This window comes from Dyadobacter sp. AC419 (assembly GCF_979253085.1).
Genome location: NZ_CEEDCD010000018.1, coordinates 146,371 through 172,884 on the forward strand (window position 1 = coordinate 146,371; position 26,514 = coordinate 172,884).

The window sequence follows — 26,514 nt, forward strand, 5'->3', positions numbered from 1 at the left end:
CTGCACATGAATATCATTTACACGGTTTGTAACAGGAATAACCTTGCCCATGCATTAGCGTTGGCGGATTCAGTCTCGTTACACCAGCCAGACCATACATTTTATCTTTGCTGGGTCGACTCAACGCCTTTGCAACTGCCTGCACATATCCATGTAATCAATGTGGAACAAGCACAGATCCCGCATTGGGAGCAAATGGAAGCCGATTATTATGACTTTGAGCTCCTGGCAGCATGTCGTCCGTGGTTCGCATTGAAGCTTTTAGAATTGCATAAAGATTGCAAAAGTCTTGTTTTCCTAGCACCAACGGTTTGGCTTGTCAAGCCTTTTCAAGATGTCATTAATCCCGAATCTGACGTGCATTTGACACCCAACATTCGAAAGCCATTGGCGCCGTCGAACATTCTGGATGATAAGCGTATTTTAAATGTCGGGATGTTTCATTCGGGAAGCTGGATTTTGAAACCTGCGGAAAACACCCTCAAAATGCTTAAATGGTGGTCTGAACGAACAATTGACCGCGCTCAGTTTGATCTTTGTAATGGAAAAAATATGGATCAGCTTTGGCTGAACTATACATTGGTCTGGATTCCGGCGACGACGCAAATTGCACATCCAGGCTGGCATTATGGACTCCATTCGATACTAAATAACGATTTGCAGATTAAAAACGGCGTCTATCACATTGAAGGCAAGCCGCTTATATCACTCGATTTTGCTGGCTTGGATTATTTTGATCCGGTTTGGTCGGATCATGCGCGCCTAATGTCGCTTAACAATGCTTTTCAGTCGCTTTATTCGAGTTACAAAAGCAGTTTGACCAAGAACAAAAATAAGCTTCCCGCACATGCCGGAGCAGGTTATGGAAAGACGCCTGAGATCAAGGCAAACAGGATTTTAAGAAATAATCTGGCAGCGCGATTAAAGTCGATCACTGCATTTATTGACCAATTTTAACATTTTCAGCGGAAACAAGACTATATGCACTTCCTAGAAAAAAATACGCAGGACTTGCGGAGTTTTATATCTGAGCTAAAAATTGACAGCTCTCAAACCGCTGGCCGCGAGAAACTTCCAAAGTTAACGATCATTACGCCTTCCTATAATCAGGCCGATTATCTGGAAAGAACCATTTTGAGCGTTTTGAACCAGAATTATCCCAATCTGGAATACATCATTGTCGATGGCGGCTCGACGGATTACAGCGTTGAGGTGATCAAAAAATATGAAAAATATCTATCCTGGTGGGTTTCTGAAAAAGATCGTGGCCAGGTTCATGCTATAAATAAGGCGCTTGAACGGGCAACCGGCGAGTACATCAGTTTTCAAAATTCGGATGACGTATATTTTCCCGGAACATTTGCACGTTTTGGAAAAGCAGTGCAAAACCAGGCGGATGATGTAATTTATGGTGATCTGTATATGATCACGCCGGATGATGAAGTTACGGAAATACTGAAAACAACGTCATACAGCTTGGATTGCCAGTTATTGGAAGGAATGCAGATTCATAACCAGTCGCTGTTTTTCAAACGTGAGCTTGTCGAAAAGTATGGTAAGTTCGATGAATCTTACCGATTTGCATTTGATTACGAATTCATCACGCGTTACACGGTTCAAAACACGACAAAGGTTCGCAAAGTAGAAGGCCTTGGAGGCGCACTTCGCGTGCATCCCGATGCGAAGTCCTCCACGATTGCATCTGTCGGAAAAGAAGAGCATGCGAAGATTCAAAAATTGTACATTTCAACGAATGGTTCAAATCCTCTCAACAAAATAAGGTATCTTTGGTGCAGGGTGCGCAAAGTAGCTTATTTCGTGCTGCGCTTTGATTTCAAATATATCCGTTACAGATTTTCCAGATGAATTGGAGTCTACTTAACATAGCCACTAATTTTAACAATCTTAGGTATGCAGTGGGCATCTCAATGATGTTCAACGGTTTCCCTTTGATATTTTTCATTAGGGATACATTGGGAATTGGGCCGGCCAGCAGCGTTTTTACCGCGATTTTCTTCGGTCTGGCACTTGCCATGATGGTGCCGATGCACTTGTTTAAAAGACTTTATAAGCCGAATGTGATCCTTTTGAACCTGGGTCTCGGCTTCCTGCTCCTCACGCTTTATTATTTTTTCTTTATCAATCATCAGGGAAAAGCCGTTGCTGATATTGGTAACTATGTCTTCATTTTTGGCTTCCTCGTGCTGCTTTTGCATGTGCCGAATGATGTGAAAGACACGCTGGTGATGATGCTTTTTCTGATGTCGCTGTTCACCAACGTTACGCTGGTTTACTCGATCCTGAATGACCCGAACTGGACGCCCGGGATGCGCGCCGCTGTCAACTTTGCGAACGAAGGCGCTCAACCCGGTGGAAATCCGCACATCACGGCCCGAAACGGGATTATTTGCATGTTAAGTGCAATGGTCATGCTCAACAGGACACCCGGAATCCTTACCAAGCTGTTCCTGTTTTTCTCGGTTCTTTTCAGTCTGGGCGTAATCGTTATCTCGCTTGCGAAATCCAGTTATCTCGCTGTGGGCCTTATGGTGGCAGCTTATTTCATATTGCATTTCAAAATTTCCAATGTTTTCTCAGCGATCGGCAATGCCTTTAAGATGAGGAATATGGTCTTCATTGTTCTGATCTTGATCGGGATCCGATATTTTCTAACCCGATATGGTAATGTTCTCAATCTGCTTTTGGGCTATTGGGATATGTTCCAAAACAGGATTATGGACGTAATTTTCACCTCAACGGGCGTCCGGATTACGGATACGGCAGACACAGATGCCTCTGCAATGGGCCGTGTGGGCGGCTTCGGTGAATTTACCGAAACAATTTTTTCATGGGATGTTTTTCTCGGCAGAGGCTATAAATCCGATTACCTTGACATTCCGCTGCTCGAATCGTGGGTAAGTCACGGCATTTTCGGATTTGTATTTTTCGCAGGGTTCAACTTCTTCCTGTTCATCTTCGCGATGCGTGAAATTCGCCGATATAACAATCCGTTAACGACTTTCCTGGCCTATTTCTTCCTGTCATTAATGGTGCTGCTGTTTACGGGTGGAAGGCCTTATGACATTGCGTTCTGGTTTCCGTATCTGGTAATGATCCGCTTTTTAGGAATCAAATATCTGGACAACATTTCCAGAAGGCCGGTTCAAACTCAACTAACCACGGTTACCAGCTAACCCAATTACAATCAGTCGCCTGGCATTACAATTACAAGCCTGCGAGAAACCCTGCTCATGAGAGACCGCGTTGAACAATTAGATGGATTAAGAGGCATTTTTTCCATTCTCGTAATCGCCCACCATCACAATGCGTTCAAGGAATCGGTTTTCTACAAAAACTTTTTCGTTATCAATTCCAGCCTTTTTGTTGATTTTTTCTTCGTATTGAGCGGTTTCGTTATCGCCATGAATTATGCGAATAAAATCAGCACTGGCGCAGACTTCGGTACATTCTTAAAAAAGCGATTCATACGACTTTTCCCGTTGCTTTTTTACACCGAAATCGTCTTCGTCATTGCAAGTCTGATCGGAGAAAGCAGTCCTATGAAGAATGTAGGCGCGCTGGGTTTAAGTTATTATGCTTACACAGCGCTCGATACGCTAACATTTATGGGTTCGACGCCCGTTTTTGGCTCGTGGATCAGCAACAATTATCCTGCATGGTCCATTTCGGCTGAAATGGTTTCCTATGCCGTTTTCGGGCTTGTTGTTTTGTCAATGCCCAGAATAAAATACGTGGCTTTTGCCGTAATCACATTGCTATCAGGTCTTTTTATCATTTCAAAAGGCGAATATTTACTTGCTTATGATTATGGATTTGTGCGCGGACTGTTGTGCTTTACATTAGGCATTTTTACAAATCTGGTGCTGAGCAAGCGCACATTCAGCCTGTCAGCATTTGAAATTCCCTTTCTCATATTGCTCATCGTGGCGATGTTTGCGGTGCATCACTGGCAGCTCAATTTGTGGAAACTCGTCTTTCCGTTCATTTTTGCGGTGGGCATTATAATCTTTGCGAGTTCCAAAGGCGTTGTGACGCATTTACTGAAGAGTCCGTCTTTTCAATATTTAGGAAAAATCTCCTACTCCATTTATCTGAACCACGCCATTGTGCTGATACTGGTCAATGTGATCCTTTTTCGGGCTTTAAAATCGCCTGTTACTGAGCCAATGATTGCTGTTTCACTGGTGCTTTCCATCACGCTTACGATCCTTTATTCCAATTTCACCTACGAATATATTGAGGTGAAGGCGGGTAAGGCGCTTCGCAAATGGTTGGAATGAAAATTGGGGCATCGAGTTAAACCTTTACCAATTTGGATTGGTTAATAGAATAAACCAAAGCAGAAATCATGGCCTCATTTTCAGAATTAATCAATAGCAATAAGCCCGTTTTAGTCGATTTTTCAGCAGAATGGTGCGGACCTTGTAAAATGATGAAGCCTATTTTGGAAAAAGTTAAATCCGAACTCGGCGACTCCGCAACGATCATTAAAGTGGACGTTGACAAGAATAAATCAGCGGCTAACGCTTATAAAATTCAGGGTGTGCCCACATTAATCGTCTTCAAACACGGCAAACCCATGTGGAGACAATCGGGTGTGGTTCAGGCGGATCAGCTAAAATCCATTATTCAGAAATACATTTAAGCACATTAAACCAGACAGTTTTGAGAAGCAGCAATTTAGAAGTCATTGAAAACAAAGATTTTAGCATTGAAGATCTGACTGAAACCAGTTATGAACAGGTCAAATTTCTTAACTGCACGTTCTCCGATCTTTCAGGCATAGACTTCATTGATTGCGTTTTTCAGGATTGCAACATGAGCAATGCGGGTGTCAAAAATTGCAAGATGTCTGACATTGAGTTCAATAACTGCAAATTACTGGGTGTTAATTTTTCCGAATCGAAGGACTTTGCATTCGCCGCTAAGTTTGAAAGCTGCATTTTGGACTATGCCATTTTTGAACAAAAGAAATTGAACAAATCGGCATTCAGTAACTGCAAAATTCACGGCGCAGACTTCACGCAAGCCGATTTATCCAAATCCAAGTTCTATAATTGCGACTTCTGGGATGCCGTTTTTGTCAACACGAACCTGGCAGGCGTCGACTTTTCAAGCAGCAAGAATTTCACCATTGACCCGACAAGCAACAACATTCGCAAAGCGAAGTTTCTTTCCTCCGATCTCGCCGGGTTGCTGACCAAATTTGACATTATTATTAAGTAGCATTTTGACCGCCTGCGCATTTTTCGTTTCTTGGCGCGTCTAAATCTACCTTTTCAATTATGTCACTTCAATTGTTTGCCGAAACCGTTTACACCGGCCAGGAAATCCTTAGAAACCAGCTTATACAAGTCATAGAGGGTCAAATTGCCGGCATGGAATACGCAGAACCGGATCCGTCCGTAACGCGCGTTGCCAACCTCGCTCCCGGCCTTTTTGATAGTCACATTAACGGCGGCGAGAAATTCTATTTTACCGAACGTGCTGACGAAGAGACCATTGACGACATTTACCAGGCCAGTGTAAAAACTGGAACGGCTTATGTACTGCCTACGCTCATCACTTCTCCGCAAGAAAATATTCTGAAAGGCATTGAAGCCACACGTAATTACATTGCAAAAAATCCGCAATCAGGTGTTTTGGGAATGCATTTGGAAGGACCATTCCTGAATCCAATCAAACGCGGCGCACATTTAGCAGGTTATGTCCGCAAGCCAACAGACGCTGATTTAGAAGAGATTATCACCCACGGAAAGGACATCATCAAGCTCATTACGATTGCGCCGGAAATGTTCACCACAGAGCAGATCCAAATGCTGCTGGAATCCGGCATAACCGTATCCGCGGGCCATTCCAACGCCACTTATGATGAAGCAACCGCAGCATTTAATCAGGGAATTCAGCTCGTAACGCACTTATACAATGCGATGTCAGCATTCGGTCACCGCGCACCGGGCCTGGTTGGTGCAACATTTGACAACGAAAATGTGTACGCTCCATTGATTATCGACGGCGTGCACTGCGATTTCGGGGCGGCCAGTGTTGCTTACAAGATCAAGAAAGACAAGCTGTTCCTGATTTCGGATGCATTGTTTTTAGGTGAAAAAGTAACGGAATTTAAATGGGGTGAATTTGATGCCTATTTGAAAGACGGCCGCTACACCAACTCCGACGGCAACCTTGCTGGAGCAACTATTTCGTTGCCCGACGCTGTACGTAATGCAGTTAATGTAATTGGCATTCCTTTGCAGGAAGCTATCGAAATGGCCACAATCAGGCCAGCAAGAGCATTGGGATTAGAAAAACAGATCGGCAGCATTGCCATTGGTTACCCCGCAACATTCACCACATTTGACGATAACCTTGAAAATTTCGCAGTTTTGAAGATGTAATGCTTACAAAACGAGCAGTCCGCATGCTTTCAGTTGCGTCCAGGTCATGGAAGTCATAAAGGTCTCGAAGCTGCCCAATCCGGCGGCTTCGAAATCGTTTCTTAATTTCTCCAACGGATAAGCCTCTGCATTGGAAGACAGCAGGTTAGGCATCATTTCCACGAGCCAATCACCGATAGCGACATCGGTTTCAACTGCCCACTCTTTTTTCTTATTATAGAAAACCAGCTCGGCAATTTCGTATGTCTTTTTACCTTTCTTCTCCTCAAAAACAGACATTTCCGGCAAGCTCCCTAGCCAGGTCGCAACCGCATTCGGCCTGTTTGCCAAATCTGGCAGTTCACTAATGCTCTTTTCAATGTAATTAGGCGGAATCGAAGTTGTCGGCACTTTGAAATCGAACCACCGGGAATGTGGAAAATCCAGGCAAACGCCGTGCATATAATTGAACAGCGACTTCCTCAGTCCCTCAGCAAACAAATCGTGATTCGCGCCCGTGGGATCCTGATGTTCCAGATCATTGTTGGCAAATGTGCCATCAACAGGGCCAATCCGCATGACATCAAACTCCTCCGGATGCAAACCAACGGGACTATGCGCCGTCATCGCAAACCGATGCCAAAATCCGGATTGCACAATCCCAGCCTGAAACAATTGTCGCACCATTTCCAGCGAATCAATCGTTTCCTGGGCAGTTTGCGTGGGGAAGCCATACATTAAATACGCATGCACCATAATGCCTGCCTGCGTAAATGCATCCGCCACACGAGCAACCTGCGCAACGGTTACGCCCTTTTTCATCCGCTCCAAAAGCCGGTCAGATGCCACTTCCAAGCCACCAGAAATCGCAATGCAACCGGACGCTTTTAGCAGCAAACAAAGGTCATGTGTGAAGTTTTTTTCAAAACGAATGTTGGTCCACCAAACGACGGTCAACTTCCTTCTGATAATTTCTAATGCTAAATCTCTGAGCAATGCTGGTGGTGCAGCCTCGTCGACGAAATGAAAGCCATTTTGCTGCGTTTGTGCAATGATTTCTTCAATGCGATCACAAAGCAAAGCCGCCGTCATGGGCTCATAGCGCCTGATATAATCCAGCGAAATGTCGCAAAACGAGCATTTGCCCCAGTAACAGCCATGCGCTAATGTGAGCTTATTCCAGCGCCCATCGCTCCAAAGCCGGTGCATCGGATTCACAATTTCAATCACCGACAAATAATCATGCAAAGGCAAATCGCTGTAATCCGGCGTGCCCGTATCACGCTGCGGCACATCCTTTTCCTTAGCGCCATTGTGATAAATTACGGCACCATTAACGCGAGAATAAACCCTTTTGAGCTGGGCAATTTCTCTTTCTCCGTCCAGATACTCCAAAAGCGAAAGCAAAGGCGCTTCGCCGTCATCCAGACAAATAAAATCAATGTAATTAAAAACGCGGGGCTCCTTTAATGTGCGCAATTCCGTATTCGGAAAGCCGCCGCCCATGACGATTTTAATGTTAGGATAATGCTTTTTCAGATATTGCCCGCATTTGAACCCGCCATACAAGTTTCCCGGAAAAGGGACAGAAATGCAGACGATATCAGGCCGATATTTTTGTATTTTTTGCTCTAAAACATCGGTTAACGTCTTAGATAACAGCGTATCAGGCGATTCCAACGCCACTTCCATTTGATCAAAACTCGTCGCCGATCTTCCCAAACGCTCGGCATAGCGGCTAAAACCAAAATGCGGATCAACCGCTTCCTGAATCAGATCGCCAAGGTCTTCGAGATATAATGTTGCAAAATGCCGCGCCTTATCATGAATTCCCATTGTCCCAAAAGCCCAGTCCATATCCTCCAATTGCTGAAAACGGCTCGCTTCCGGCAAATAACTCCGGTCACAAATGCTGTGTGCTAATGTTGGATTCTGGTTTTTAAGAAAACGGATAACCGGGTCAATGGTTGAAATATATTCGTCTTTAAGCGAATAAATGCGAAAACTATTCTCTGAAAGCTCAATATCAGATTCATCCAGCTGCGCAAAAAGCGTCCGCAAACCCTTAGCAGAAAACAACTCCAAAATAACATCAATCCCCAGATCAGCCTGATACGACTCCCTTCCCAAAGTGTTCAAAAACCCTTTCAGATAAGCCGTAGCCGGATAAGGAGTATTAAGCTGAGTAAATGGCGGCGTGACGAAAAGCGTTTTCTGGTACAAGGTGACTTTGAGTTATTAAACGGTGCAAAGGTACGACGCTATCCGAAAAAGATCATTAACAAATTATAGCCTGAATGCCGGAGATTGAAGTATCTTAAACGTCTCAACCATTCATTTATCCCATGAGTCTCTTGCGCCAAGGATCATTTTTTAAAGCTTTTCTAGTTCTTCTAATCACCGTTAATAACACTCCTCTTTTCGCGCAAACAAGTAAAACCTACCCTCCTTCGCCATTTCCCGATCGCATTATTCTCGGTTACAAAGGCGCTCCGGCGACTTCGCAGGCGGTGAACTGGCGGACGGATTCCACGGTAACAAAGGGAATCGCAGCCATTCACGAGGCTGATCCTTCACCGGATTTTGTGCCTAATGCAAAGATTGTTAATGCATTGACGCAGGCGGTTAAGCTGGATGGAAAGCAGGTGCATTATCATGAAGTGAATTTTACGGATTTGAAACCTTCGACGCAGTATGTTTATCGCGTTGGGGATGGGCAGAATTGGAGTGAGTGGTTTCATTTTTCGACGGCTTCGGACAAAAATGAGCCTGTTTCGTTTCTTTATTTCGGTGATGCGCAAACGGAAATTCGATCGCTGTGGTCGCGGGCAATCCGTGGGGCTTACTCAACATTACCGAAAGCCGATTTCATGATCCACGCGGGTGATTTGATCAACCGTTCGAACGCTGACCACGAATGGGGCGAATGGTTTGAAGCAGGCGGCTGGATTAATGGTATGATCCCCAACCTTTCCACTCCGGGAAATCACGAATATTTTAAGGACACAGACAATGACCTGAAAGTTTCCCTCCATTGGCGCCCGCAATTTGCCTTGCCGGAAAACGGACCAGAAGGAATGATCGAAACCGCTTATTACATTGATTACCAAAATAATAGATTCATTTTCCTGAATTCAGAAGAAGCTGATAACAGCATTCGGGCCATGAACCGCCAAGCCGAATGGTTTGAAGAAGTCGTAAAAACAAACCCAAATCGCTGGACAGTTGTGGTTCATCACCACCCGGTTTACTCAACCAAACAAGGCCGCAGCAATGATCGCTGGCGAAGAAAAATGGAGCCGCTTTACAAAAAATACAATGTGGATATTGTGCTGCAAGGCCACGATCATAGTTACGGTCGGGGCTTGAATATGCCAACGGGTGAAAGTCGGCAAACGCCGGATGGACCGATTTACGTCGTGTCGGTGAGTGGGCCGAAAATGTATGACATTGGTTTGCAGGATTGGATGGACCGCGCTGCATCTAACACACAGTTATATCAGGTGATCACAATTGATTCGAGCAAACTGGCCTTTAAAGCATTCACCGTCAATGGCGACCTGTACGATTCTTTTGAGTTAAATAAAGATGCTAAGGGCAAAAATACTTTGGTTGAACTGGAAGGAACATTGCAAATGATGGAACGACTTGAACTGCCGGAACGCTATCTGAAAACATTCAAGGAAGCTGATTTAAAGCATTATAATGAGCGTTTCCTGGAATATAAAAAGCGAAAGGGGCTGAAATAAAGGTCAGAGATTATTTTTTAACAGCCCAGAAAATGGCGTTTTTGAAAATGGTTTTATAGACATCACTTTCAAACAAAACCGGAGAATGTCCCATGAAAATGTAAACATTCTTCGCCTTCATTTTCGGATTCGACCAGATCACAGGATGATCGCCCATTTTCACCTTCGAATCAGGCAAATAAGTGGATTCATCGACGCTCGCCAGGACGTCCACATTGGGCCGCGGGCTTTTGTCATAAATATACCATTCCTCCTTTTTTACCAAAAACGTTGCCGGAACGCCCTTCATAATCGGGTGATCTCTTTCCTCCACTTTCACAGTTGCGGCGGCAAAATCGGCGATGTAGTTTTTGTAACGGATGCCACCCATGAAATCCGCAAACCACGGCCAGATCTTGTAACCGTCAAATTCGCCTAGTAGTGTCGCATGATGAAAGCCAATCCAGCCGCCTTTGCCCTCATTAATGTACTTTTCAAATGCCGCCGATGCTTCGGGTTTCCAGGCATAAGGCACATAATCAAGCTGAATAATGAGCTGATAATTAGCCAGATATGCATCATTGATTGCATCGGTTTTATCAATGTAATCAATGGTAAAATTCTCCTTTGAGGCCAATGAATCCAACCAAACCCGCGCCCTTTTTGAATATTCAATATGGTGGCCACCCGGCTCGGCCATTGCCAGAACTTTGAATTCCGGCTTGTTATTTTGTGCAAATGTGAATGCACAAGCGCAAAAAAGTAAGCACGCAAGCAGAAAAGCGGAAAGCTTCCCGGTGATGATTTTCATGTTTTTCAGGTGTTTAGGAATAAAACCGTCCCTATTTCAGGACGGGCAATGTAATGCTGCTGCTGTATTGTGCATTGTGGTGAATCGTGATCTTAGACTTTTGAAAATCAGACTCATTGGCTTCAAAAATGTTTAGGAATTTCTGCGGATTCCTGTCTACTAACGGAAACCAGCTGCTCTGGATCTGCACCATAATGAGGTGTCCTTTTTTGAATGTGTGTGCGGTTTCATTCAGTTTGACAGTCACTTTTTCCACTTTATCTTTTGTAAATGGCTCAGGTTTCGAAAAGCTGTTGCGGAATTTTCCACGAAGCACTTCCGCCCGCACCATTTGCTGGTAACCGCTCATATCCACTGGATTATCACCTTCTTTCGCTCCTGGAACGGACGTGTTAGCTGGCCAGACGTCAATCACTTTTACAATAAAATCTGCGTCAGAACCTGTTGTGGAGACCATCAGATTGGCTATGATTTCACCCGTTAATGTCACATCGGCCGTTAGAGAATCCGTTTGAAAACTCAGCACATCTGGTCTTTTGGACGCAAAACGCTGATCTTCTGCCATGTACGCATTGTTTCTGTGGCTGCCCGTCACGCTTGTGTAAGGAACCGGATTGGCAGGATCGCTCTCATAAGCCGTTTCTCCTTTTTTTGCCTTTGGCTTAGTTACTGTTAATGAGCCACTTGCATTCAGATAATAAGGCGTAGGCTGACTGTTTTTAGGCGGCCAAACTTCATAATTTTTCCACTGATTGGAACCCGTTTCATAAACTGTCACTTCCGGCTGATCAAAACTGCCTTTTCCTTTTAGATAAAAATTAAAAAACTTCGTCTCGATCTCTTCCTGAAAATATTTGTTCAAATCGCCGCCAAAATGATATTGCGCAAACGACTTCCATTGCGGCGCAGCCCAGCCGCCATGCGTCCACGGACCCATTACGAGACGATTATTGTTGCCCGGCGTTTGCTTTTCAATGGCTGCATACGTTTTCAAAGCGCCATATAAATCCTCCGCATCAAACCACCCGCCAACGACGAGCACGGCAGGTTTTATATTTTTCAAATGCTTCTTAATGTTCCTGCTTTCCCAAAATTCATCATAAACCGGATGCGCCACCGTTTGCCTCCAAATGCTGTTGGGATCAGAAAAATAAGCGTCCGTGTTGGTTTTTTTCAACGGTCCAAAATCCAGGAAATATTTGTAGGCATCTTTATATTCCGCTTTGAAAAACGACTCATAATTCTCTCCATTGGCACTTTTCGGCCCATCAAAACCACTGTAAAATCCGAAATTATCCATCAAGAAAAACGCGCCATTGTGATAGCAATCGTCGCCGATAAACTCGTCTGACATAGGCGCTTGCGGCGAAACGGCTTTTAATGCCGGATGCGCGTCAGGCAATGCGGCGGAAGAATAAAATCCGGGAAACGAAATGCCGGATTGGCCCACTTTACCATTGTTTTTGGTGTTTTTCAAAAGCCACTCAATTGTATCATAAGTGTCGCTCGACTCGTCGACATCCCTATTGCTCGTCTTCTTGTCAATCGCCGGCGTCATTTCCCTGAAATTGCCCTCACTTTTGTAACGTCCACGGGCATCCTGATAAACAAAAATGTACTTTTCACGCATCAAATAAACATTCGGGCCCAGGCTCCTGCGATATTTATTCACCCCATAAGGCCGCACCGAATAAGGCGTCCGCTGCATGAGGATCGGGTAAGTTTGCGACGAATCTTTGGGCGTATAAATGGCAGTGAAAAGCTTCACGCCGTCGCGCATGGTGATATATTGCTCTGTTTTAATATAATTTTCCCTCACCCAGTTGGTGTCGGGCGCTGCGGTGTTTTGAGCTTGACAAATGCAGGTTGAAAGCAGCAAAAAGAGCAATAGCAAACGTTTATTCATGGCTGGCTGTTAGTGGTTAAAATATAGTGACCAAAAATACAGAAGAAAGTGTTTGTCAAACAGAAAACTTTTTACCTTCCCTCATATTTGCCCTTTCCCGTTCAATGATCCGAATTATTAAAAAATCCCTTATGATATTATTTATTTTGCTAGCCCTGGTTGCCATGGCTGGTTACATTTTTTTGCAGCGCCCGCAATTTGGCCGGCAACCTTCCGGAGAGAGATTGGAATTGATCAAAAATTCGCCGAATTATAAAGATGGAAAGTTTCAAAACGAGAGTTATACGCCAGATCTCGCAGAGGGAAGCAGTTATGCCAAAGTGCTTGTAAAATTCTTTTTTGGCAAAAGCAAACATAACATTCCCGGCGCAATCATTCCATCGCAAAGGACTGATTTACTGCATTTAAACCCGGCGGAAGATGTGCTTGTCTGGTTTGGACATTCATCCTATTTCATGCAAATCGATGGTAAAACCTTCCTCGTCGACCCTGTTTTCAGCGGCAGCGCATCACCCGTCCATTTTACAACGCCCAGTTTCAAAGGATCGGACGTGTATGACGTTGAAGACTTTCCTAACATCGATTATCTGATGATTTCGCACGATCACTGGGACCATCTGGATTATACGACCATTTTAAAGCTGAAATCGAAAGTCAAAAAAGTGCTGACCGGACTCGGCACAGGGGAACATTTTGAACATTGGGGCTATAACAAAAATATGCTGATCGAAAAAGACTGGAACCAGGGAGCAGATCTTGGCGGCGGATTTCGGGTGGATATGACGCCGGGAAGGCATTTTTCGGGACGCGGACTAAGTCGTAATAAGGCACTTTGGGTTTCATTCGTGCTGCAAACGCCGACCATGAAAATCTTTATCGGCGGAGACTCCGGTCACGACCAGCATTTCAAAAGGATCGGTGATAAATTCGGCCCATTCGACCTCGCTATCCTCGAATGCGGCCAATATAACGAGGCCTGGAAATACATCCACATGATGCCCCGAAGAGACCGTAACCGCAGCTCGCGAGCTAAGAGCCACCAAACTAATGCCCGTTCACTGGTCCAAATTCTCCCTCGCCCTCCACGACTGGAACGAACCCATCCAAAGAGCCACCACCGAAGCCAAAAAACAAAACATGCCGCTCATAACGCCTATGATCGGACAGAAGGTTAATTTGAAAGGGGAAAATGTCTTTACCGATTGGTGGATGCACATGGCCCTGCAGCCGGAAAATTAACCAGAGTTACCGCAGGGACATTCTTGGTTGCGATTGTGAAAGGAAGTTTTGAAATTGAGATTCTGTAACAAACACTTGCAACTATGACTCAGGAATTGGTTGATAAAGTTAGGGCGTATGTTGAGGCAAAGCGGGAAGAAATAAATAACTCACCTGATCCTCGACAAGCGTCCATAGACCGCTTGAAAAAACTCGGCTATCTTGACGAAACTGGAGAAGTTTGCGAAACATTATCGCGGTGGACTTCTCTGAACTATACAGATGTTACGCTGATGCCAGCGCCGCATTCTCGCCATTCACGAAATGTCTGATCTTGTCTCGGCTGACATTCTTTTCTGCCTGCCATAGATCGTAATTTTTTTGCAAATTCATCCATAGCTCTGCACTCGTACTGAATGCTTCTGAAAGCTTTACTGCCATTTCAGGACTTACAGATGCCTTTTGGTTTAAAACCGCTGATAATGTTCCGCGGCTTATTCCTAATCCAGCAGCAATTTCGGTAATAGTTAATGCCTTGCCCGTTTCCTCACGCAAACCCTCGATCATTCCTCCTAAAATAGCTCCCGGATGAGACGGGCGCATTCCTCTTTTCAACATATGCTTGCTTTTAGTGATAGTCAAGATAGTTTACATCAAACACATTTCCATCAACAAACCGGAAAATTATTCGATAGTTTCCGCTTACTCTTATGGAATGAAACGCTTTGAATTCACCGGTTAGTTTGTGCAACCGATATCCCGATACGTTTAACTGTTCGACCGTTTCAGCCACCTCTAACAAAGATAAAATCTCCCTAATTCGTTCCACCAGATGCGGCGGCAGCTTTGACGGGTTATTATCCTCGAAAAGAAGACATAACCCTTTGTGTTGAATGCTTTCAATCATCTCAACGATGCCAAACTTTAAGACAAAGTCCCGTAGTCAACAGCGTGGATGTACATTTAGTAGTCTTTGTAACCATATAGTGTGTTTGTGATTGTCAATATTTTTATCCCTTCCTTAACCCCTCAATCTCCCGCTCCAATTCCCGAATCCGATCCTCTTGCCGTAACGCTTTCCGCTGCAATTCAATAAACTCGTCCTTTGTGATGGTGATTTGATTTGAAAGTTCGGATTGCTTTGTGAAAATGGGCTCTTCGCCGCCTTCTCCGAATAATAACCAATAAGGATTTACTTCGAATGTTTTGATAATGTCAGCAATCGCATCAGCAGTCAAGTTTCCGCTTCCTTTTTCAATTCTATTATAGGTTGCTTGCGGAACATTGGCTCTTTTGGCAAACTGAACCGCATTGATCTGCAACACTTCACGGAGCCTTTTAACTCTCGCAACTAACGACATTGTTATTTTGATTAAAAATATATTCTATTTGATAAATAAAATATATCAAAATGACTATATTTGTGTAACACAATCTGTTACACGCAAATTACACATATTATGCAAATGGATACAACTAACGGACGACAACCGCTCGTGCCGATCAAGCGGCGATTACTTTTACGATTTGGCAGAGCGAAGGAAATTGTTGGTCCGAATTGGAAGGATAAACTTGCGAGATACGACCGTTTTTTTGATACAAGAACCGGCGAGGCTTATATGCGTTCCGTTGCCCAGGCCATGTCAGATCCAAAACGCGGACATGTAGATCGGATTGAACGTGTTACTCTGGCATTGGAGGAAGTTGCGGGGATTAGTCAAACAAGTTTCTAAAATACCGCTCGGGATCATCCAACAGGCTTTTTGTAAGCTGATAATGATTGGTCTCCATGTATTTTACGGTTTCAACAGGCGATTTATCAAAATCAAAAATAACGGCCCCTGGATAAGTCAGCAGAATAGGTGAATGCGTGGCGTGATGAATTGTGCATTTCCGGCTTTTTCCAGACTGTTTATAATAGACATAAATGCCAACTGCCGCTGAGGCGAAAGTGCTGCTTCGGGCTCATCCAGTAAGTAAATGCCCCGGTTAAATTTATTTAAAAACAGAGATAGAAACGCCTCACCGTGCGATTGCGCATGCAACGACTTTCCGCCATATGCATCTGAAAGATCATTTGAATCCACATAAGTGGCGAAATTGAAGAAGCTTTCCGCCCGCATAAAAAAGCCGTTGGTGATCCTTTTTGGCCGCCAGGAAAGTCTTAGGAAATTGGAGAGATTTGATTCGGTTTCGTAAAAGTCGTAATTGTGATTTTGGTTGCCACCTGCCGCATTGAATCCGCATTTGATTGCTATTGCTTCGAGGATTGTTGATTAGCCGGAGCCATTCTCACCTACAAAAAAAGTTACATTGGAATAGAATTCTAGATCCAGGCCCTTGGCTAAAACTGGAATGTTGAATGGATATTCGGCTGGGTTGCTGATGTCGGTTGTGGTGGCGCTTGTAAGAAATGGCATTTTGCGTGTGTAGGTTAATAACAAAAAAACCGCTTTAAAATAAAGCGGTTTTTGCTAGTTTCTGAAAGCGCATTCCGCGCGGTTATGTGACCCATAGGGGAATCGAACCCCTGTTTCAACCGTGAAAGGGTCGTGTCCTAACCGCTAGACGAATGGGCCGACTGGTCTCCTACTTCGCGCGTTTTTTAAGCACTTTCTTTCACTTTTCGTTTCCGTTTTCCGAAATCGTGGTGCAAAGATGCACGACCGATTTTTAAATTCCAAACTTACACTAGAAATAAAATGAAGTTATTTTACAGCATCCTCATAACCAGAACATTCGAAGTGAAACTTTTTTTTATCGACAAGCCCATGCCGTTAAATTGAGCTAACTTTCTAATTTTGGACTCCCACGGATTTTATTTCACTTCCCTTATTTATGATAAAACGTTTCTGCTATTTGCTGCTGCTGCTTTTTTCTCAACTTGCCGTGGCACAAAACAAAACCCCGGACGAGTTCCTTGGGCTTTCCGCTTGGCTCGAAGTTCGCATTTCATTCAGCCAGATCGTAGATTACATTAAGTTATTGCAGTCGCAAAATCCGGATCGGGTTAAACTGGTCCAGTATGGCAGCAGCAACGAAGGAAGGCCATTAATGGTGAGCTTTTATTTCCTCGGCAGAAAACATTTCCAATATCTCGAAAAGATACGTACGAATCATTTGAAGAGCATTTAGTTGCTGGACGGCAAGCCCGATGCTGCGACGCCGCCGATCGTTTGGATGAGTTATAATGTGCACGGAAATGAATCGGTTTCTGCAAATACGAGCATGAAAGTGGTTTATGAATTGCTCAATAAACAGAATGCATTAACCCAGGATTTCCTGAAAAATATGGTCGTTATGATCGATCCTTGCATCAATCCGGATGGCTATGACCGTTATACGCAATGGTATAACCGCGTGCAGAACGCGACGCCGGATGTTACGCCATTTGCATTGGAACATGACGAACCGTGGCCTGGTGGTCGCTTTAACCATTATTTGTTTGACCTGAACCGCGATTGGGCTTGGCAAACACAGAAGGAGACGAAGGAACGCATTGCGCTTTACAATCAATGGATGCCGCATTTCCACGCCGATTTCCACGAAATGGGCCATAGCAGAAGTTATTATTTCCCACCGGCCGCCCGCCCTTTTCATAAGGATGTGACGGCTTGGCAGCGTCAGTTCAATGACCTGATCGGAGAATATTGCCGCAAATATTTTGACAAAAACAACTGGGCCTATTTTACCCGATATAATTACGATCTTTTTTACCCAAGTTATGGCGACACGTGGCCAACGGTTAACGGCGCAGTCGGGGTGACTTATGAGCAAGGCGGCGGCGGAAGGGCTGGATTGGGCATCGAGCGCAAAGATGAACACGACACATTGACGCTCGTGAGCCGCATTTCACATCATTATGCAACAAGTTTGGCAACATTGGAAGCGGTGTTGTCGCAAAAGGAACGCATTGTTTCTGAGTTCATTAAGTTTCATGCTGACGCTGCTAATGCGCCTGCCGGAAATTTCAAAACCTACATTGTAAAAGCAAAAGGAAACGAAGAACGCATCCGCTCGTTCAGCGACTGGATGAACCGCCAGGGCTTCGTTTATGGCATTGCGGGCAAATCGGCTTCTACAAAAGGAACGGAATTGACGACCTTGACCGAACAATCCGTAAAAATTGAGAATAATGACTTGCTCATCAGCGCTTATCAGCCTAAATCGAATTTGCTAAGAATTCTTTTTGAACCAAAACCGGTGCTGGAAGACTCTGTTACTTACGATGTTACGAGCTTGGGGACTTGCTTATTTATATGGTTTGAAGGCTTATGGATTGAAAGAAAAGCTTACGCCTGCTGCTTATCAGCCCGAGAAAATTGAAAATTCAATTCCTGCCACTCCGCCCTATGCATATCTGGCACAATGGTCTGAGGTTGAGCATGCTGCATTTCTGGCTGAGCTTTTGAAAAATGGTATTTTGGTAAAAAGCTCCAATGTTCCGTTTGAAATGAATAAGGCTTCCTATGAAGCGGGAACGTTGATTATTCCGAAAAAAGGCAATGAAAATCTGGCATTTGATAAGCTCGTTACTTCCATTGCGACCAAGCATTTTGTAAAACTCACGCCAGTGAACACGGGTTATGTGACCAACGGCGCTGATTTTGGCAGTGATTACATTGCAACATTGAAGACGCCAAAAGTGGTTGTTGTTACCGGAGATGGCATTAGCGCAACTTCCGTGGGCGCGGTTTGGCACTTTTTTGAACAACAAATCGGCTATCCGGCAACCATGGTAAGCGGCTCGCGGCTTTCTTCTTTGCCTTGGAATGAAATCGATGTGCTTATTCTCCCTGATGGCAAATATTCAGACATTATTGGAGATAAAAACCTGGAAGCGTTGCAAAACTGGATCCGCAATGGTGGAAAACTGATTGCCATGGAGCGTGCGAATGATGCATTTGTTGGAAAATCTGGTTTCAATCTGACAAAAAAAATCACAGACAGAAAGAAAGACTCTGACACATTCAAGAAATTTGGCGACCAGGAAAGGGAAGACGCGGGCGACACATCGCCGGGAAGCATGTTCCAGGTGACGATGGACACAACGCACCCGCTATCATTTGGCTGCGGAAAGGAATATTTCACCCTCGTGCGCGACACCTATGAAATGGATTTCCTGAAAGACGGCTGGAATGTCGGATACTTGGGAGAAACGGGTTACAAAGCAGGCTTTGTAGGAAATAAAATAACCGGAAAGCTCAAAAACACATTGATAATGGGCGTGCAGGAAATGGGTCGCGGCCAGGTTGTCTATCTCATGGACGACCCCGTTTTCCGCTCCATGCTCTATAACGGCAAGATCCTGTTTAGCAACGCGGTTTTTCGCTAATGATTGAATGAGTGAATGACTGAATGAATGAATAAAAATAAACGACTGACTGTCTGAATGATGAGTAATGACAACTAAAATCAAAATATTCAATCATTCAACATTAAAAATATTCAGTCATTCAATCATTCAGTCATTGAAAATAGCGAACCGCAAGTTCGTAGCCGCGTAGCCCCAACCCACAAATCATCCCCTTGCACCGCGAAGTCAAATAGCTGTGGTGGCGGAATGATTCTCTGGCGTGAATGTTGGAAATGTGGACTTCAACGGCTGGGGTGGTTACTGCCGAAAGTGCGTCTGCCAGCGCGATGGATGTGTGCGTGTAACCGCCTGCATTGATTACGATGCCGTCGAATGAGAAGCCGACTTCGTGGATTTTATCTATTAATGCACCTTCGTGATTGGATTGGAAATAATGCAGTTCAGTGTCCGGAAAAAGACCTTTCAATGTTTCGGAATGATCCTCAAATGATTGGTTACCATAAACGCCGGGCTCGCGTTTGCCTAAAAGATTCAAATTAGGGCCGTTCAGGATCAGGATCTTTTTCATTCAATAATCAGGTTAACAGTTCTTATATGTGGCAAAGCTACATCAAACATTTCAAAAATTATCTTCGGCTGGAACGCTCCTTATCGGGCAATTCAGTGGAGGCTTATGTGCGGGATGTTGAAAAACTGGAAGAATATTTAGAACTGGCAAAAATCGATCTGCCGCCTGCGAAGATCAGCGAAGAGCATTTAACCGGTTTTCTCAAATATCTGTCTGAGCTCGGCCTGGCGGCACATTCCCAGGCGCGGATACTCTCGGGGATTAAGGCATTTTTCAAATATCTTTTGCTGGAAAATGAGATCACCGAAGATCCTACCGAGCTCCTGGAATCTCCTCGCCTGCCCCGCAAGCTGCCTGACGTGCTTTCCTATGAGGAAATTGAAACCATGCTGTCGGCTATTGACCATTCCTCGCCCGAAGGAACGCGAAACCGGGCCATTATTGAAGTCCTATACAGCTCAGGATTGCGCGTTTCGGAGCTGACTGGTTTGCAGCTGACACATTGCTATTTCGACATTGGATTTCTGCGGATTTTGGGAAGGTGATAAAGTGCGACTCGTTCCCATTGGTAAGGAGGCGATCAAATACACGCAAATTTATCTTGAACACGTCCGGAACGAAATCGCGCCGGCTAAGGACGCCGAAGACATTGTTTTTCTTAACCGAAGAGGCGGCCAGCTGTCGCGTGTGATGATTTTTTTAATGATTAAGGACATTGTTGAAAAGGCCGGAATTCACAAGAATGTGAGTCCGCATACATTCCGGCATTCATTTGCGACACACCTGATCGAAGGTGGCGCAAGCTTGCGTGCTGTGCAGGAAATGCTTGGACATGAGTCCATTACGACCACGGAAATTTATACACATCTGGACCGTGATTATCTCCGGCAGGTTATCACCGAATTTCACCCGCGCGGCTGATCATTTCACTTCTTCCAAAAGCGAATCCAATAAAAGCGAGTCGGAATCGGGTGTAGCGCCCGGCAATGCGCGGTTTAGCTGTTTTGGCTTGTTCCACGGCGCCGTTGTGCGGCTCGACATATCGTAGGAAATGTAGGCGAACAATGCGATGAACAGGAGCGTGATAACGATAAATACGCTTCGGCTTTTGTTTGGTTTTTCCATTCTAATCAACGTCCCGCACTTCCTTGGGCGTTTTGTATAAAGTCAAATTTCCTGTTTTGGCAGAAATCTCTTCCCACTTAAAATCCTCGAAATCAATGATTGCCACGCTTCCCTTCTTCATTGAACCCAGGCTTGCGCCGGAAATATATTCTGCAAAATGCGTGATATCCGGGTTGTGCCCAAAAAGGATCAGCTTCTTAAAATCCTCTGAAACCGTGTTAACAGCATCCAAATAAGCCTTCGGACCGCCATCATAAATGTCCGCATCGGAATGCAATGAGGCCACACTTACACCCAGCTTTTCAGCAATGATTTCCGCTGTCTTATAAGCCCGCGCGGCCGGACTTGAAATGAAGATATCGGGCTGTACATTGGTTTCTGCCAGCCACTCGCCCATTAAGGCAGCCTCTGACAATCCTTTTTGATTCAGCTTGCGATCAAAATCCTTTGTCCCAAAAGTTTGATCCTCAGCGGTTGCGTGGCGGACAAGAATAAGGGTTTTCTTCATTTTCTATTTTTTTTCAAAAATACAGATTACTAGCATTTAAACACTTGGCAAAGCTTCGAAAATAAGCCGGATTTTTTTGCCACTTACTGCCTGGAAACAACCTTTCGACATTAATTATTCTACAACGCGCGACAATTAATCCTTATTTTTGTTTCTTACGTACCTATGAAATAAAACCCATTATACAGCATAACATGTTACAATTTCTCAAATATGTCCTGGCAACATTCGTCGGCATAATCATCTTCATTTTCGTCTCACTTTTCATACTTGCCGGCATTGGATCCGTATTATCATCGGATGAAGAGGTTGTGATCGAAGAGAAATCAGTGCTTAAACTAGACCTTAACAAGCCAATCCAGGAAGTGGGCGTCGAAAATCCTTTCGCCGAAATAGGCGGACCATTTGGTGGCGACGAAAATGCAGTTGGATTGAAAGACATTGTCGAGGCTTTGAAAAGCGCTCAGAAAGATGATAATATCAAAGGCATTTACCTGAAAACAGAAAACCCGGAGGCTGGCTGGGCAACATTGGAAGAGATCCGTAACCAGCTTTTGGAATTCAAAAAATCAAAGAAATTCGTTGTCACTTACGGCGAATCCTACTCAGAAAAAGGCTATTACATTGCTTCATTAGCCGATAAAATTTACCTTAATCCTGCCGGCGCTATCGAATGGAACGGCCTTTCCGCCGAATACAGTTTCTTCAAAGGCACATTCGACAAGTTAGAGATCAAACCGTTGGTTTTCCGCGTAGGCGAGTTTAAAAGCGCCATTGAAATGTTCTCCCGTCAGGATATGAGCGAAGCGAGCAAAAAGCAGTCTATTGAGCTCATAACTGCTATTAATGGTAATTTTTTGAAAAACATTTCTGCTTCACGTAACATTCCGGTTGCTGAATTGAAAAACCTCGCTGATTCGCTTGCTGTTGACAATCCCAAATCTGCATTAGCGCACAAATTTGTTACTGATCTGGGTTACCAGGACGAATTGGAGGCTTATTTGAAAAGAGACCTGAAAGTGGAGGAAAAGAAAAAAATCACTTATGTGGGTGTCGATAAATATCTGAAAGGCGGAAGCAAAGTGGATGAAGGCGATTTTAACAAACGGATTGGTGTGCTCGTTGCAGAAGGTGAAATCACAAGTGGTGATGGCGGCGACGGCAACATTGGTTCTGAAAAATTTGTAAAAGAATTGAAAGAAATTCGTGAAAATGATAAAATCAAAGCCATTGTAATCCGCATTAATTCTCCTGGTGGAAGTGCGCTGGCGTCTGATGTGATGTGGCGTGAAATTCAGATTACGGCTAAAAAGAAGCCCGTAATTGCCTCTATGTCTGATGTTGCGGCTTCGGGCGGTTATTATATGGCCATGGGTTGTGATAAAATCGTTGCACAGCCGAACACCATTACAGGCTCAATCGGAATTTTCGGTTTGATTTTCAATGTAACCGATTTCATGAACAATAAGCTTGGCGTGACATTCGACGGCGTGGGCACAAGTCCACATGCAGACTGGCCAACGGCAACGCGTGAAATGACGGAATTCGAGAAATCAATGATCCAGAAAAGTGTGAATGAAGGTTATGAAACATTCACAACGAAAGCGGCTGCAGGCAGAAAAATGTCGGTTGAAAAGCTAAAAAGTCTTGCGCAAGGACGCGTTTGGTCTGGTGTGGAGGCTAAGGAAAACGGACTTGTTGACGTTTTGGGCGGTGTGGATGTGGCGGTCAAACTTGCCGCAAAATCTGCCAAGTTGAATGAAGGCGATTACAGAGTTCGTTACTATCCTGAAAAGAAAAAGCCTTTTGATGAACTGGTTACTAAAATAATGGGTGACAAAGAAGAAAAAGCGAGCAATAAGGCACTTGGCGAACTTGCGCCGTATGTCAAAATGTATAACAAATTGATGAATATGGGCGGAACACAAACCAGAATGCCATTTGAGCTGGTGATCCGCTAATATTAATCTACGATCAGCTTCCCGGTTGCTTCGTCAATTTCCTTTCTTACAATCAGGACGGCGTGTTTATTAGGAGCGATCCCCACGCCGTCCTGTTTTGCATAAACCTTGGTAAACTCAGCTCCAAAATACAGAATAATCGAAGAATAGTAAATCCAGGTAAGCAGGATCACAATGGACGCCGATGTGCCATAAGCAGCTCCAAGGTCAGATTGGCCAAGATAAAAAGTGATCACAAACTTACCAATCAGGAATAATATAGCGGTAAACGTCGCTCCTACCAGACATTCCTTCCAACGCAATTCGCCATCAGGTAAAACCTTGAAAATTACGGTAAATAATGCTGTGATAATGGTAAGAACAAGGCCAAGATTGACAATATAGAAAAGCACAACCGACCCTTCCGAAAAATATCTTTCCAAACGATTGCTCAAAACATCCACCAACGCACTCGCTCCAAGCGAAACCACGAGCAGAAAACCAAGCGTAAGAATGAGCGAGAAAGAAATAAGGCGGTTTTTTAGATATTGAAGCCAGCCTTTTTTGGGTTTAGACTTAATAGCCCAGATGTAGTTGATCGAGTCCTGCATTTCAGCAAAAACCCCTGTCGCACCAATCAGCAATGTTCCAATTCCTATCGCTGCGGCAACCCCTGATTTATTAGAAAGCTCTGCATTTTTAAGAATTTCCTGCAATTGCAAAGCTGCATTAGCACCTACAAGCCCTCTTATTTGTCCAAATAACTCACCCTGAATGGCGTCCCTACCAAAAAAAATGCTGAACACCGAAATGATGACCAGCAACATGGGAGCAAGTGAAAAAATAGTGTAGTATGAAAGCGCCGCGCTTAATTTCAGCCCGTTGTCATTCATGAATTCACTGAAACTCTCTTGCAGGATGGAAAAATACAGCTTGACGTTCTTCATATTTGGTTTTCTGACTGATGCATTGTGTTAATACAACAGTCAGACACAAATATCCATGCCAATGCGGCTAATTCAATTGATTTATAACAGCAACCCTGCGAGTGTTGCCGACATGTAAGATGCCAATGTTCCGCAAATAAGGGCTTTAAAACCAAGTCTCGCCAAGTCAGCGCGGCGCGACGGAGCCAGCTCACCAATCCCTCCAACCTGAATGGCGATGGAGCTGAAATTGGCAAAACCGCACAAAGCAAAACTCGTTATGACGATCGTCTTTTGATCCAAAGTATCCTTCATTTTTACTAAATCGAGATAGGCGACAAATTCGTTGATCACCATTTTAGTGCCCATTAAAGATCCAGCAGCCTCAATATCCTTGCTCGGAACGCCCATGGCCCAGGCGAAAACTGAGAACACTTTGCCCAGCAGAAAATTAAAACTCAATTGCGGAAAAGCAAATATGCCACCGATCAATCCAAGCAAATAATCAAGCAAAGCAACGAGTGCGATAAAGCCGATAAGCATCGCGATCACATTGAAACCAACCTTCAAGCCTTCGCCCGCTCCGGCCGCAATTGCGTCCAGCAGATTGGCGTGCGTTTTCTGGATTTCCAGCTTCACTACGCCTTTTGTATTCGATGTTTCCGTTTCCGGGAAGACGATTTTCGAAATAACCAATGCACCTGGCGCAGCCATTAAGCTTGCTGCAATAAGATAAGGAGCCGGGACACCCAGAGAAATATACACTGCCATAACGCCTCCTGCAATACAAGCAAAACTTCCTGTCATAGAAGCCATTAGCTCAGAATTGGTCATGTTTTTAAGATAGGGCTTAATCATGATCTGCGCCTCAACCTGCCCCACAAATGTGCTTGCAACATTAGAAAGCGCCTCTGCACCACTCACGCCCATCAGCCAGTAAACACCACGCGCGATGACCGAAACAACGCGCTGCATAATGCCCAAATGGTAGAGCATATTCACCAAAACGGCGACAAAAATGATTGTAGGAATTACTTTGAAAAAGAAAACGAAGTCGTTACCCGGTCCAAATGCGCGTTGCATCAAATCTGGACGGACCAATGTTCCAAAGACGAAATCCGCACCGCGGTCTGAGAAGGAGAGTAATTTCTGAACTTTTGTACCAAGCCATTGAAATACGGCCTGACCGGTTTCTGTGCGGAGAATAAAAACAGCGAGACCAAATTGAAGTGCCAACCCCACGCCTACTGTCCGGTATTTGATAGCTTTTCTGTTATTTGACATCGCATATGCAATGCCGAGGATCAAGAAGATACCCAGTATTCCCGTAAATCTTTCCATAAATAGTTAAGTCGCCCTTTGACAAAAGGTGCAAAATAACAACAAATTAATTGGAAGCTGTGAGTTTTGTAAAATATCGGGGACTAAGCCGGAGATTATTTGGCAGCGATAACAGGCACAGGTGCAGTTGTTAGTTCATCCGAGTGACGATGAACGATTTTCCAGCCATCACTTTCGCGGCGAAAAACGATTGTTACATGCAGATCCAGGCTTTTACCATCGGGCAAGATATAATGTTCTTTTTGAAGGACGTAGCCTTGTTCTGCACCTGCATTGCTCGAAATTTTTTCAACATTGAAAACATTTTTGCCTGCAATACGCTTATTGAATGCATCCAGGCTCTTTTCTACTGCTTCCCAGCCTTTCGACTCCTGGCCATTGAGACCGCAGAAATTGGTAACCTCATCCGAATGCGACCACAATGATTTGTAAGTGGAAGGCTGACCTTCGGCGAATTCCTGGTTGCCTTGCTGCAGTTTCGCGACCGCTTCGTTGAAGGATGTTTTTGAGTGCGAACCTGAATTGGAAACGGTTTGCAGATTAATTGGATTTAACGGTAAAACTTGCTCACGGGTTTTGGTTCTGTACTTAAATGAAGAAGCAATAAGGATGAGTAAAATGAAAACGGCAATATTTCTATTCATGGCTAATAAACTTTAATTCTTACTTAGAATCGTTACACAAATATTCACTGATAAAAATTAAAAAAATAGCGTAATCCTACCTGTTTA

The 26,514-nt window shown here is 44.3% G+C and carries 28 protein-coding genes, 1 tRNA gene and 1 pseudogene; 15 read left to right on the forward strand and 15 right to left on the reverse strand.

The window, feature by feature from the left end; translation table 11 throughout:
- Positions 1–6 precede the first annotated feature (6 nt).
- From AC0IYG_RS13020 to nagA, 7 genes are all read left to right on the forward strand, one after another.
- Positions 7–957, forward strand: coding sequence for a hypothetical protein (locus tag AC0IYG_RS13020; protein WP_471711483.1), 951 nt, complete (start codon positions 7–9; stop codon positions 955–957).
- Between the two features lie 24 nt (positions 958–981).
- Positions 982–1,866 carry a glycosyltransferase family 2 protein gene (locus AC0IYG_RS13025; protein WP_471711484.1) on the forward strand — a complete coding sequence of 295 codons (885 nt, stop codon included), beginning with the start codon at positions 982–984 and terminating at the stop codon, positions 1,864–1,866.
- Positions 1,867–1,928: 62 nt separating this feature from the next.
- Positions 1,929–3,194, forward strand: coding sequence for a hypothetical protein (locus tag AC0IYG_RS13030; protein ID WP_471711485.1), 1,266 nt, complete (start codon positions 1,929–1,931; stop codon positions 3,192–3,194).
- A gap of 57 nt (positions 3,195–3,251) precedes the next feature.
- Positions 3,252–4,301 (forward strand): acyltransferase family protein, encoded by a 1,050-nt coding sequence (locus AC0IYG_RS13035; RefSeq protein ID WP_471711486.1) that lies wholly within the window; start codon positions 3,252–3,254, stop codon positions 4,299–4,301.
- Between the two features lie 68 nt (positions 4,302–4,369).
- On the forward strand, positions 4,370–4,666 hold the full coding sequence (gene trxA / locus AC0IYG_RS13040) for a thioredoxin (RefSeq protein ID WP_471711487.1): 297 nt from the start codon (positions 4,370–4,372) through the stop codon (positions 4,664–4,666).
- A gap of 20 nt (positions 4,667–4,686) precedes the next feature.
- The gene (locus AC0IYG_RS13045; protein WP_471711488.1) at positions 4,687–5,247 is read left to right on the forward strand and encodes a pentapeptide repeat-containing protein; all 561 of its coding nucleotides are present in this window, start codon (positions 4,687–4,689) and stop codon (positions 5,245–5,247) included.
- Positions 5,248–5,306: 59 nt separating this feature from the next.
- A complete protein-coding gene (gene nagA, locus AC0IYG_RS13050) occupies positions 5,307–6,416 on the forward strand; it encodes an N-acetylglucosamine-6-phosphate deacetylase (RefSeq protein ID WP_471711489.1) in 1,110 nt (369 codons plus the stop codon).
- Positions 6,417–6,419: 3 nt separating this feature from the next.
- On the opposite strand, the gene AC0IYG_RS13055 is transcribed toward nagA, so the two are convergent.
- Entirely contained in the window at positions 6,420–8,618 is a 2,199-nt protein-coding gene (locus tag AC0IYG_RS13055) for a B12-binding domain-containing radical SAM protein (protein ID WP_471711490.1), read from the reverse strand.
- A 122-nt stretch (positions 8,619–8,740) separates the two neighbouring features.
- Between AC0IYG_RS13055 and AC0IYG_RS13060 the strand changes: the two genes are divergently transcribed.
- Complete coding sequence (locus AC0IYG_RS13060) at positions 8,741–10,144, forward strand: purple acid phosphatase family protein (protein ID WP_471711491.1); 1,404 nt, start codon at positions 8,741–8,743, stop codon at positions 10,142–10,144.
- 10 nt (positions 10,145–10,154) lie between these two features.
- On the opposite strand, the gene AC0IYG_RS13065 is transcribed toward AC0IYG_RS13060, so the two are convergent.
- Positions 10,155–10,934, reverse strand: coding sequence for a ThuA domain-containing protein (locus tag AC0IYG_RS13065; RefSeq protein WP_471711492.1), 780 nt, complete (start codon positions 10,932–10,934; stop codon positions 10,155–10,157).
- 31 nt (positions 10,935–10,965) lie between these two features.
- Positions 10,966–12,840 (reverse strand): CocE/NonD family hydrolase, encoded by a 1,875-nt coding sequence (locus AC0IYG_RS13070; RefSeq protein ID WP_471711493.1) that lies wholly within the window; start codon positions 12,838–12,840, stop codon positions 10,966–10,968.
- Positions 12,841–12,971: 131 nt separating this feature from the next.
- Here AC0IYG_RS13070 and AC0IYG_RS13075 point away from each other — a divergent pair, with 131 nt between their 5' ends.
- The gene (locus AC0IYG_RS13075; protein WP_471711494.1) at positions 12,972–14,015 is read left to right on the forward strand and encodes an MBL fold metallo-hydrolase; all 1,044 of its coding nucleotides are present in this window, start codon (positions 12,972–12,974) and stop codon (positions 14,013–14,015) included.
- Between the two features lie 328 nt (positions 14,016–14,343).
- Here the strand turns inward: AC0IYG_RS13075 and AC0IYG_RS13080 are convergent, their stop codons facing one another.
- The 3 genes from AC0IYG_RS13080 to AC0IYG_RS13090 form a co-directional block, all read right to left on the reverse strand.
- The gene (locus tag AC0IYG_RS13080) at positions 14,344–14,676 is read right to left on the reverse strand and encodes a HigA family addiction module antitoxin (RefSeq protein ID WP_471711495.1); all 333 of its coding nucleotides are present in this window, start codon (positions 14,674–14,676) and stop codon (positions 14,344–14,346) included.
- A 10-nt stretch (positions 14,677–14,686) separates the two neighbouring features.
- On the reverse strand, positions 14,687–14,965 hold the full coding sequence (locus AC0IYG_RS13085; RefSeq protein WP_471711496.1) for a type II toxin-antitoxin system RelE/ParE family toxin: 279 nt from the start codon (positions 14,963–14,965) through the stop codon (positions 14,687–14,689).
- A 103-nt stretch (positions 14,966–15,068) separates the two neighbouring features.
- The gene (locus tag AC0IYG_RS13090) at positions 15,069–15,419 is read right to left on the reverse strand and encodes a helix-turn-helix domain-containing protein (RefSeq protein WP_471711497.1); all 351 of its coding nucleotides are present in this window, start codon (positions 15,417–15,419) and stop codon (positions 15,069–15,071) included.
- 105 nt (positions 15,420–15,524) lie between these two features.
- Between AC0IYG_RS13090 and AC0IYG_RS13095 the strand changes: the two genes are divergently transcribed.
- A complete protein-coding gene (locus AC0IYG_RS13095; RefSeq protein WP_471711498.1) occupies positions 15,525–15,791 on the forward strand; it encodes a hypothetical protein in 267 nt (88 codons plus the stop codon).
- 117 nt (positions 15,792–15,908) lie between these two features.
- Here the strand turns inward: AC0IYG_RS13095 and AC0IYG_RS13100 are convergent, their stop codons facing one another.
- The 3 genes from AC0IYG_RS13100 to AC0IYG_RS13110 all read right to left on the reverse strand — a co-directional run bounded on the left by AC0IYG_RS13100 (position 15,909) and on the right by AC0IYG_RS13110 (position 16,637).
- Positions 15,909–16,181, reverse strand: a complete 273-nt coding sequence (locus AC0IYG_RS13100) for a hypothetical protein (protein WP_471711499.1) — start codon at positions 16,179–16,181, stop codon at positions 15,909–15,911.
- A gap of 153 nt (positions 16,182–16,334) precedes the next feature.
- Complete coding sequence (locus AC0IYG_RS13105) at positions 16,335–16,478, reverse strand: hypothetical protein (RefSeq protein WP_471711500.1); 144 nt, start codon at positions 16,476–16,478, stop codon at positions 16,335–16,337.
- 87 nt (positions 16,479–16,565) lie between these two features.
- Positions 16,566–16,637, reverse strand: a tRNA-Glu gene (locus tag AC0IYG_RS13110).
- A gap of 259 nt (positions 16,638–16,896) precedes the next feature.
- On the opposite strand from AC0IYG_RS13110, the gene AC0IYG_RS13115 reads away from it, so the two are divergent.
- From AC0IYG_RS13115 to AC0IYG_RS13125, 3 genes are read left to right on the forward strand one after another with little or no spacing between them, the layout of a single operon-like run.
- Positions 16,897–17,193 (forward strand): hypothetical protein, encoded by a 297-nt coding sequence (locus tag AC0IYG_RS13115; protein WP_471711501.1) that lies wholly within the window; start codon positions 16,897–16,899, stop codon positions 17,191–17,193.
- Complete coding sequence (locus AC0IYG_RS13120; protein ID WP_471711502.1) at positions 17,194–18,384, forward strand: M14 family zinc carboxypeptidase; 1,191 nt, start codon at positions 17,194–17,196, stop codon at positions 18,382–18,384.
- A complete protein-coding gene (locus AC0IYG_RS13125; protein WP_471711503.1) occupies positions 18,338–19,393 on the forward strand; it encodes a hypothetical protein in 1,056 nt (351 codons plus the stop codon). Before AC0IYG_RS13120 ends, AC0IYG_RS13125 begins: the two co-directional genes overlap by 47 nt.
- Before the next feature lie 133 nt (positions 19,394–19,526).
- Here the strand turns inward: AC0IYG_RS13125 and aroQ are convergent, their stop codons facing one another.
- Positions 19,527–19,943, reverse strand: a complete 417-nt coding sequence (gene aroQ, locus AC0IYG_RS13130) for a type II 3-dehydroquinate dehydratase (protein WP_471711504.1) — start codon at positions 19,941–19,943, stop codon at positions 19,527–19,529.
- A gap of 26 nt (positions 19,944–19,969) precedes the next feature.
- Between aroQ and xerD the strand changes: the two are divergent.
- Positions 19,970–20,864: pseudogene (gene xerD, locus AC0IYG_RS13135) on the forward strand (site-specific tyrosine recombinase XerD).
- On the opposite strand, the gene AC0IYG_RS13140 reads toward xerD, so the two are convergent.
- Both AC0IYG_RS13140 and AC0IYG_RS13145 read right to left on the reverse strand, forming a co-directional pair.
- Positions 20,865–21,068 carry a hypothetical protein gene (locus tag AC0IYG_RS13140; protein ID WP_471711505.1) on the reverse strand — a complete coding sequence of 68 codons (204 nt, stop codon included), beginning with the start codon at positions 21,066–21,068 and terminating at the stop codon, positions 20,865–20,867.
- A 1-nt stretch (position 21,069) separates the two neighbouring features.
- A complete protein-coding gene (locus AC0IYG_RS13145) occupies positions 21,070–21,576 on the reverse strand; it encodes a SixA phosphatase family protein (RefSeq protein WP_471711506.1) in 507 nt (168 codons plus the stop codon).
- 194 nt (positions 21,577–21,770) lie between these two features.
- On the opposite strand from AC0IYG_RS13145, the gene sppA reads away from it, so the two are divergent.
- A complete protein-coding gene (gene sppA / locus AC0IYG_RS13150; protein WP_471711507.1) occupies positions 21,771–23,537 on the forward strand; it encodes a signal peptide peptidase SppA in 1,767 nt (588 codons plus the stop codon).
- A gap of 2 nt (positions 23,538–23,539) precedes the next feature.
- On the opposite strand, the gene AC0IYG_RS13155 is transcribed toward sppA, so the two are convergent.
- The 3 genes from AC0IYG_RS13155 to AC0IYG_RS13165 form a co-directional block, all read right to left on the reverse strand.
- Complete coding sequence (locus AC0IYG_RS13155) at positions 23,540–24,463, reverse strand: YihY/virulence factor BrkB family protein (protein ID WP_471711508.1); 924 nt, start codon at positions 24,461–24,463, stop codon at positions 23,540–23,542.
- Positions 24,464–24,544: 81 nt separating this feature from the next.
- Positions 24,545–25,783 (reverse strand): NupC/NupG family nucleoside CNT transporter, encoded by a 1,239-nt coding sequence (locus AC0IYG_RS13160; protein WP_471711509.1) that lies wholly within the window; start codon positions 25,781–25,783, stop codon positions 24,545–24,547.
- A gap of 95 nt (positions 25,784–25,878) precedes the next feature.
- Positions 25,879–26,427: a YybH family protein gene (locus tag AC0IYG_RS13165; protein ID WP_471711510.1), complete on the reverse strand. Its 549-nt coding sequence runs from the start codon at positions 26,425–26,427 to the stop codon at positions 25,879–25,881.
- Positions 26,428–26,514: the final 87 nt, after the last annotated feature.

Excerpts from the sequence above, each read along its gene's own strand:
- AC0IYG_RS13115 (WP_471711501.1), top strand. The coding sequence starts at position 16,897 with ATGATAAAACGTTTCTGCTATTTGCTGCTGCTGCTTTTTTCTCAACTT.
- AC0IYG_RS13105 (WP_471711500.1), bottom strand. The coding sequence starts at position 16,478 with ATGCCATTTCTTACAAGCGCCACCACAACCGACATCAGCAACCCAGCC.
- AC0IYG_RS13145 (WP_471711506.1), bottom strand. The coding sequence starts at position 21,576 with ATGAAGAAAACCCTTATTCTTGTCCGCCACGCAACCGCTGAGGATCAA.
- AC0IYG_RS13090 (WP_471711497.1), bottom strand. The coding sequence starts at position 15,419 with ATGTCGTTAGTTGCGAGAGTTAAAAGGCTCCGTGAAGTGTTGCAGATC.
- AC0IYG_RS13085 (WP_471711496.1), bottom strand. The coding sequence starts at position 14,965 with ATGATTGAAAGCATTCAACACAAAGGGTTATGTCTTCTTTTCGAGGAT.
- nagA (WP_471711489.1), top strand. The coding sequence starts at position 5,307 with ATGTCACTTCAATTGTTTGCCGAAACCGTTTACACCGGCCAGGAAATC.
- trxA (WP_471711487.1), top strand. The coding sequence starts at position 4,370 with ATGGCCTCATTTTCAGAATTAATCAATAGCAATAAGCCCGTTTTAGTC.
- AC0IYG_RS13080 (WP_471711495.1), bottom strand. The coding sequence starts at position 14,676 with ATGTTGAAAAGAGGAATGCGCCCGTCTCATCCGGGAGCTATTTTAGGA.
- AC0IYG_RS13095 (WP_471711498.1), top strand. The coding sequence starts at position 15,525 with ATGGATACAACTAACGGACGACAACCGCTCGTGCCGATCAAGCGGCGA.
- AC0IYG_RS13020 (WP_471711483.1), top strand. The coding sequence starts at position 7 with ATGAATATCATTTACACGGTTTGTAACAGGAATAACCTTGCCCATGCA.
- sppA (WP_471711507.1), top strand. The coding sequence starts at position 21,771 with ATGTTACAATTTCTCAAATATGTCCTGGCAACATTCGTCGGCATAATC.
- AC0IYG_RS13165 (WP_471711510.1), bottom strand. The coding sequence starts at position 26,427 with ATGAATAGAAATATTGCCGTTTTCATTTTACTCATCCTTATTGCTTCT.
- AC0IYG_RS13100 (WP_471711499.1), bottom strand. The coding sequence starts at position 16,181 with ATGCGGGCGGAAAGCTTCTTCAATTTCGCCACTTATGTGGATTCAAAT.
- AC0IYG_RS13065 (WP_471711492.1), bottom strand. The coding sequence starts at position 10,934 with ATGAAAATCATCACCGGGAAGCTTTCCGCTTTTCTGCTTGCGTGCTTA.
- AC0IYG_RS13160 (WP_471711509.1), bottom strand. The coding sequence starts at position 25,783 with ATGGAAAGATTTACGGGAATACTGGGTATCTTCTTGATCCTCGGCATT.
- AC0IYG_RS13075 (WP_471711494.1), top strand. The coding sequence starts at position 12,972 with ATGATATTATTTATTTTGCTAGCCCTGGTTGCCATGGCTGGTTACATT.
- AC0IYG_RS13070 (WP_471711493.1), bottom strand. The coding sequence starts at position 12,840 with ATGAATAAACGTTTGCTATTGCTCTTTTTGCTGCTTTCAACCTGCATT.
- AC0IYG_RS13030 (WP_471711485.1), top strand. The coding sequence starts at position 1,929 with ATGATGTTCAACGGTTTCCCTTTGATATTTTTCATTAGGGATACATTG.
- AC0IYG_RS13035 (WP_471711486.1), top strand. The coding sequence starts at position 3,252 with ATGAGAGACCGCGTTGAACAATTAGATGGATTAAGAGGCATTTTTTCC.
- aroQ (WP_471711504.1), bottom strand. The coding sequence starts at position 19,943 with ATGAAAAAGATCCTGATCCTGAACGGCCCTAATTTGAATCTTTTAGGC.
- AC0IYG_RS13140 (WP_471711505.1), bottom strand. The coding sequence starts at position 21,068 with ATGGAAAAACCAAACAAAAGCCGAAGCGTATTTATCGTTATCACGCTC.
- AC0IYG_RS13060 (WP_471711491.1), top strand. The coding sequence starts at position 8,741 with ATGAGTCTCTTGCGCCAAGGATCATTTTTTAAAGCTTTTCTAGTTCTT.
- AC0IYG_RS13155 (WP_471711508.1), bottom strand. The coding sequence starts at position 24,463 with ATGAAGAACGTCAAGCTGTATTTTTCCATCCTGCAAGAGAGTTTCAGT.
- AC0IYG_RS13025 (WP_471711484.1), top strand. The coding sequence starts at position 982 with ATGCACTTCCTAGAAAAAAATACGCAGGACTTGCGGAGTTTTATATCT.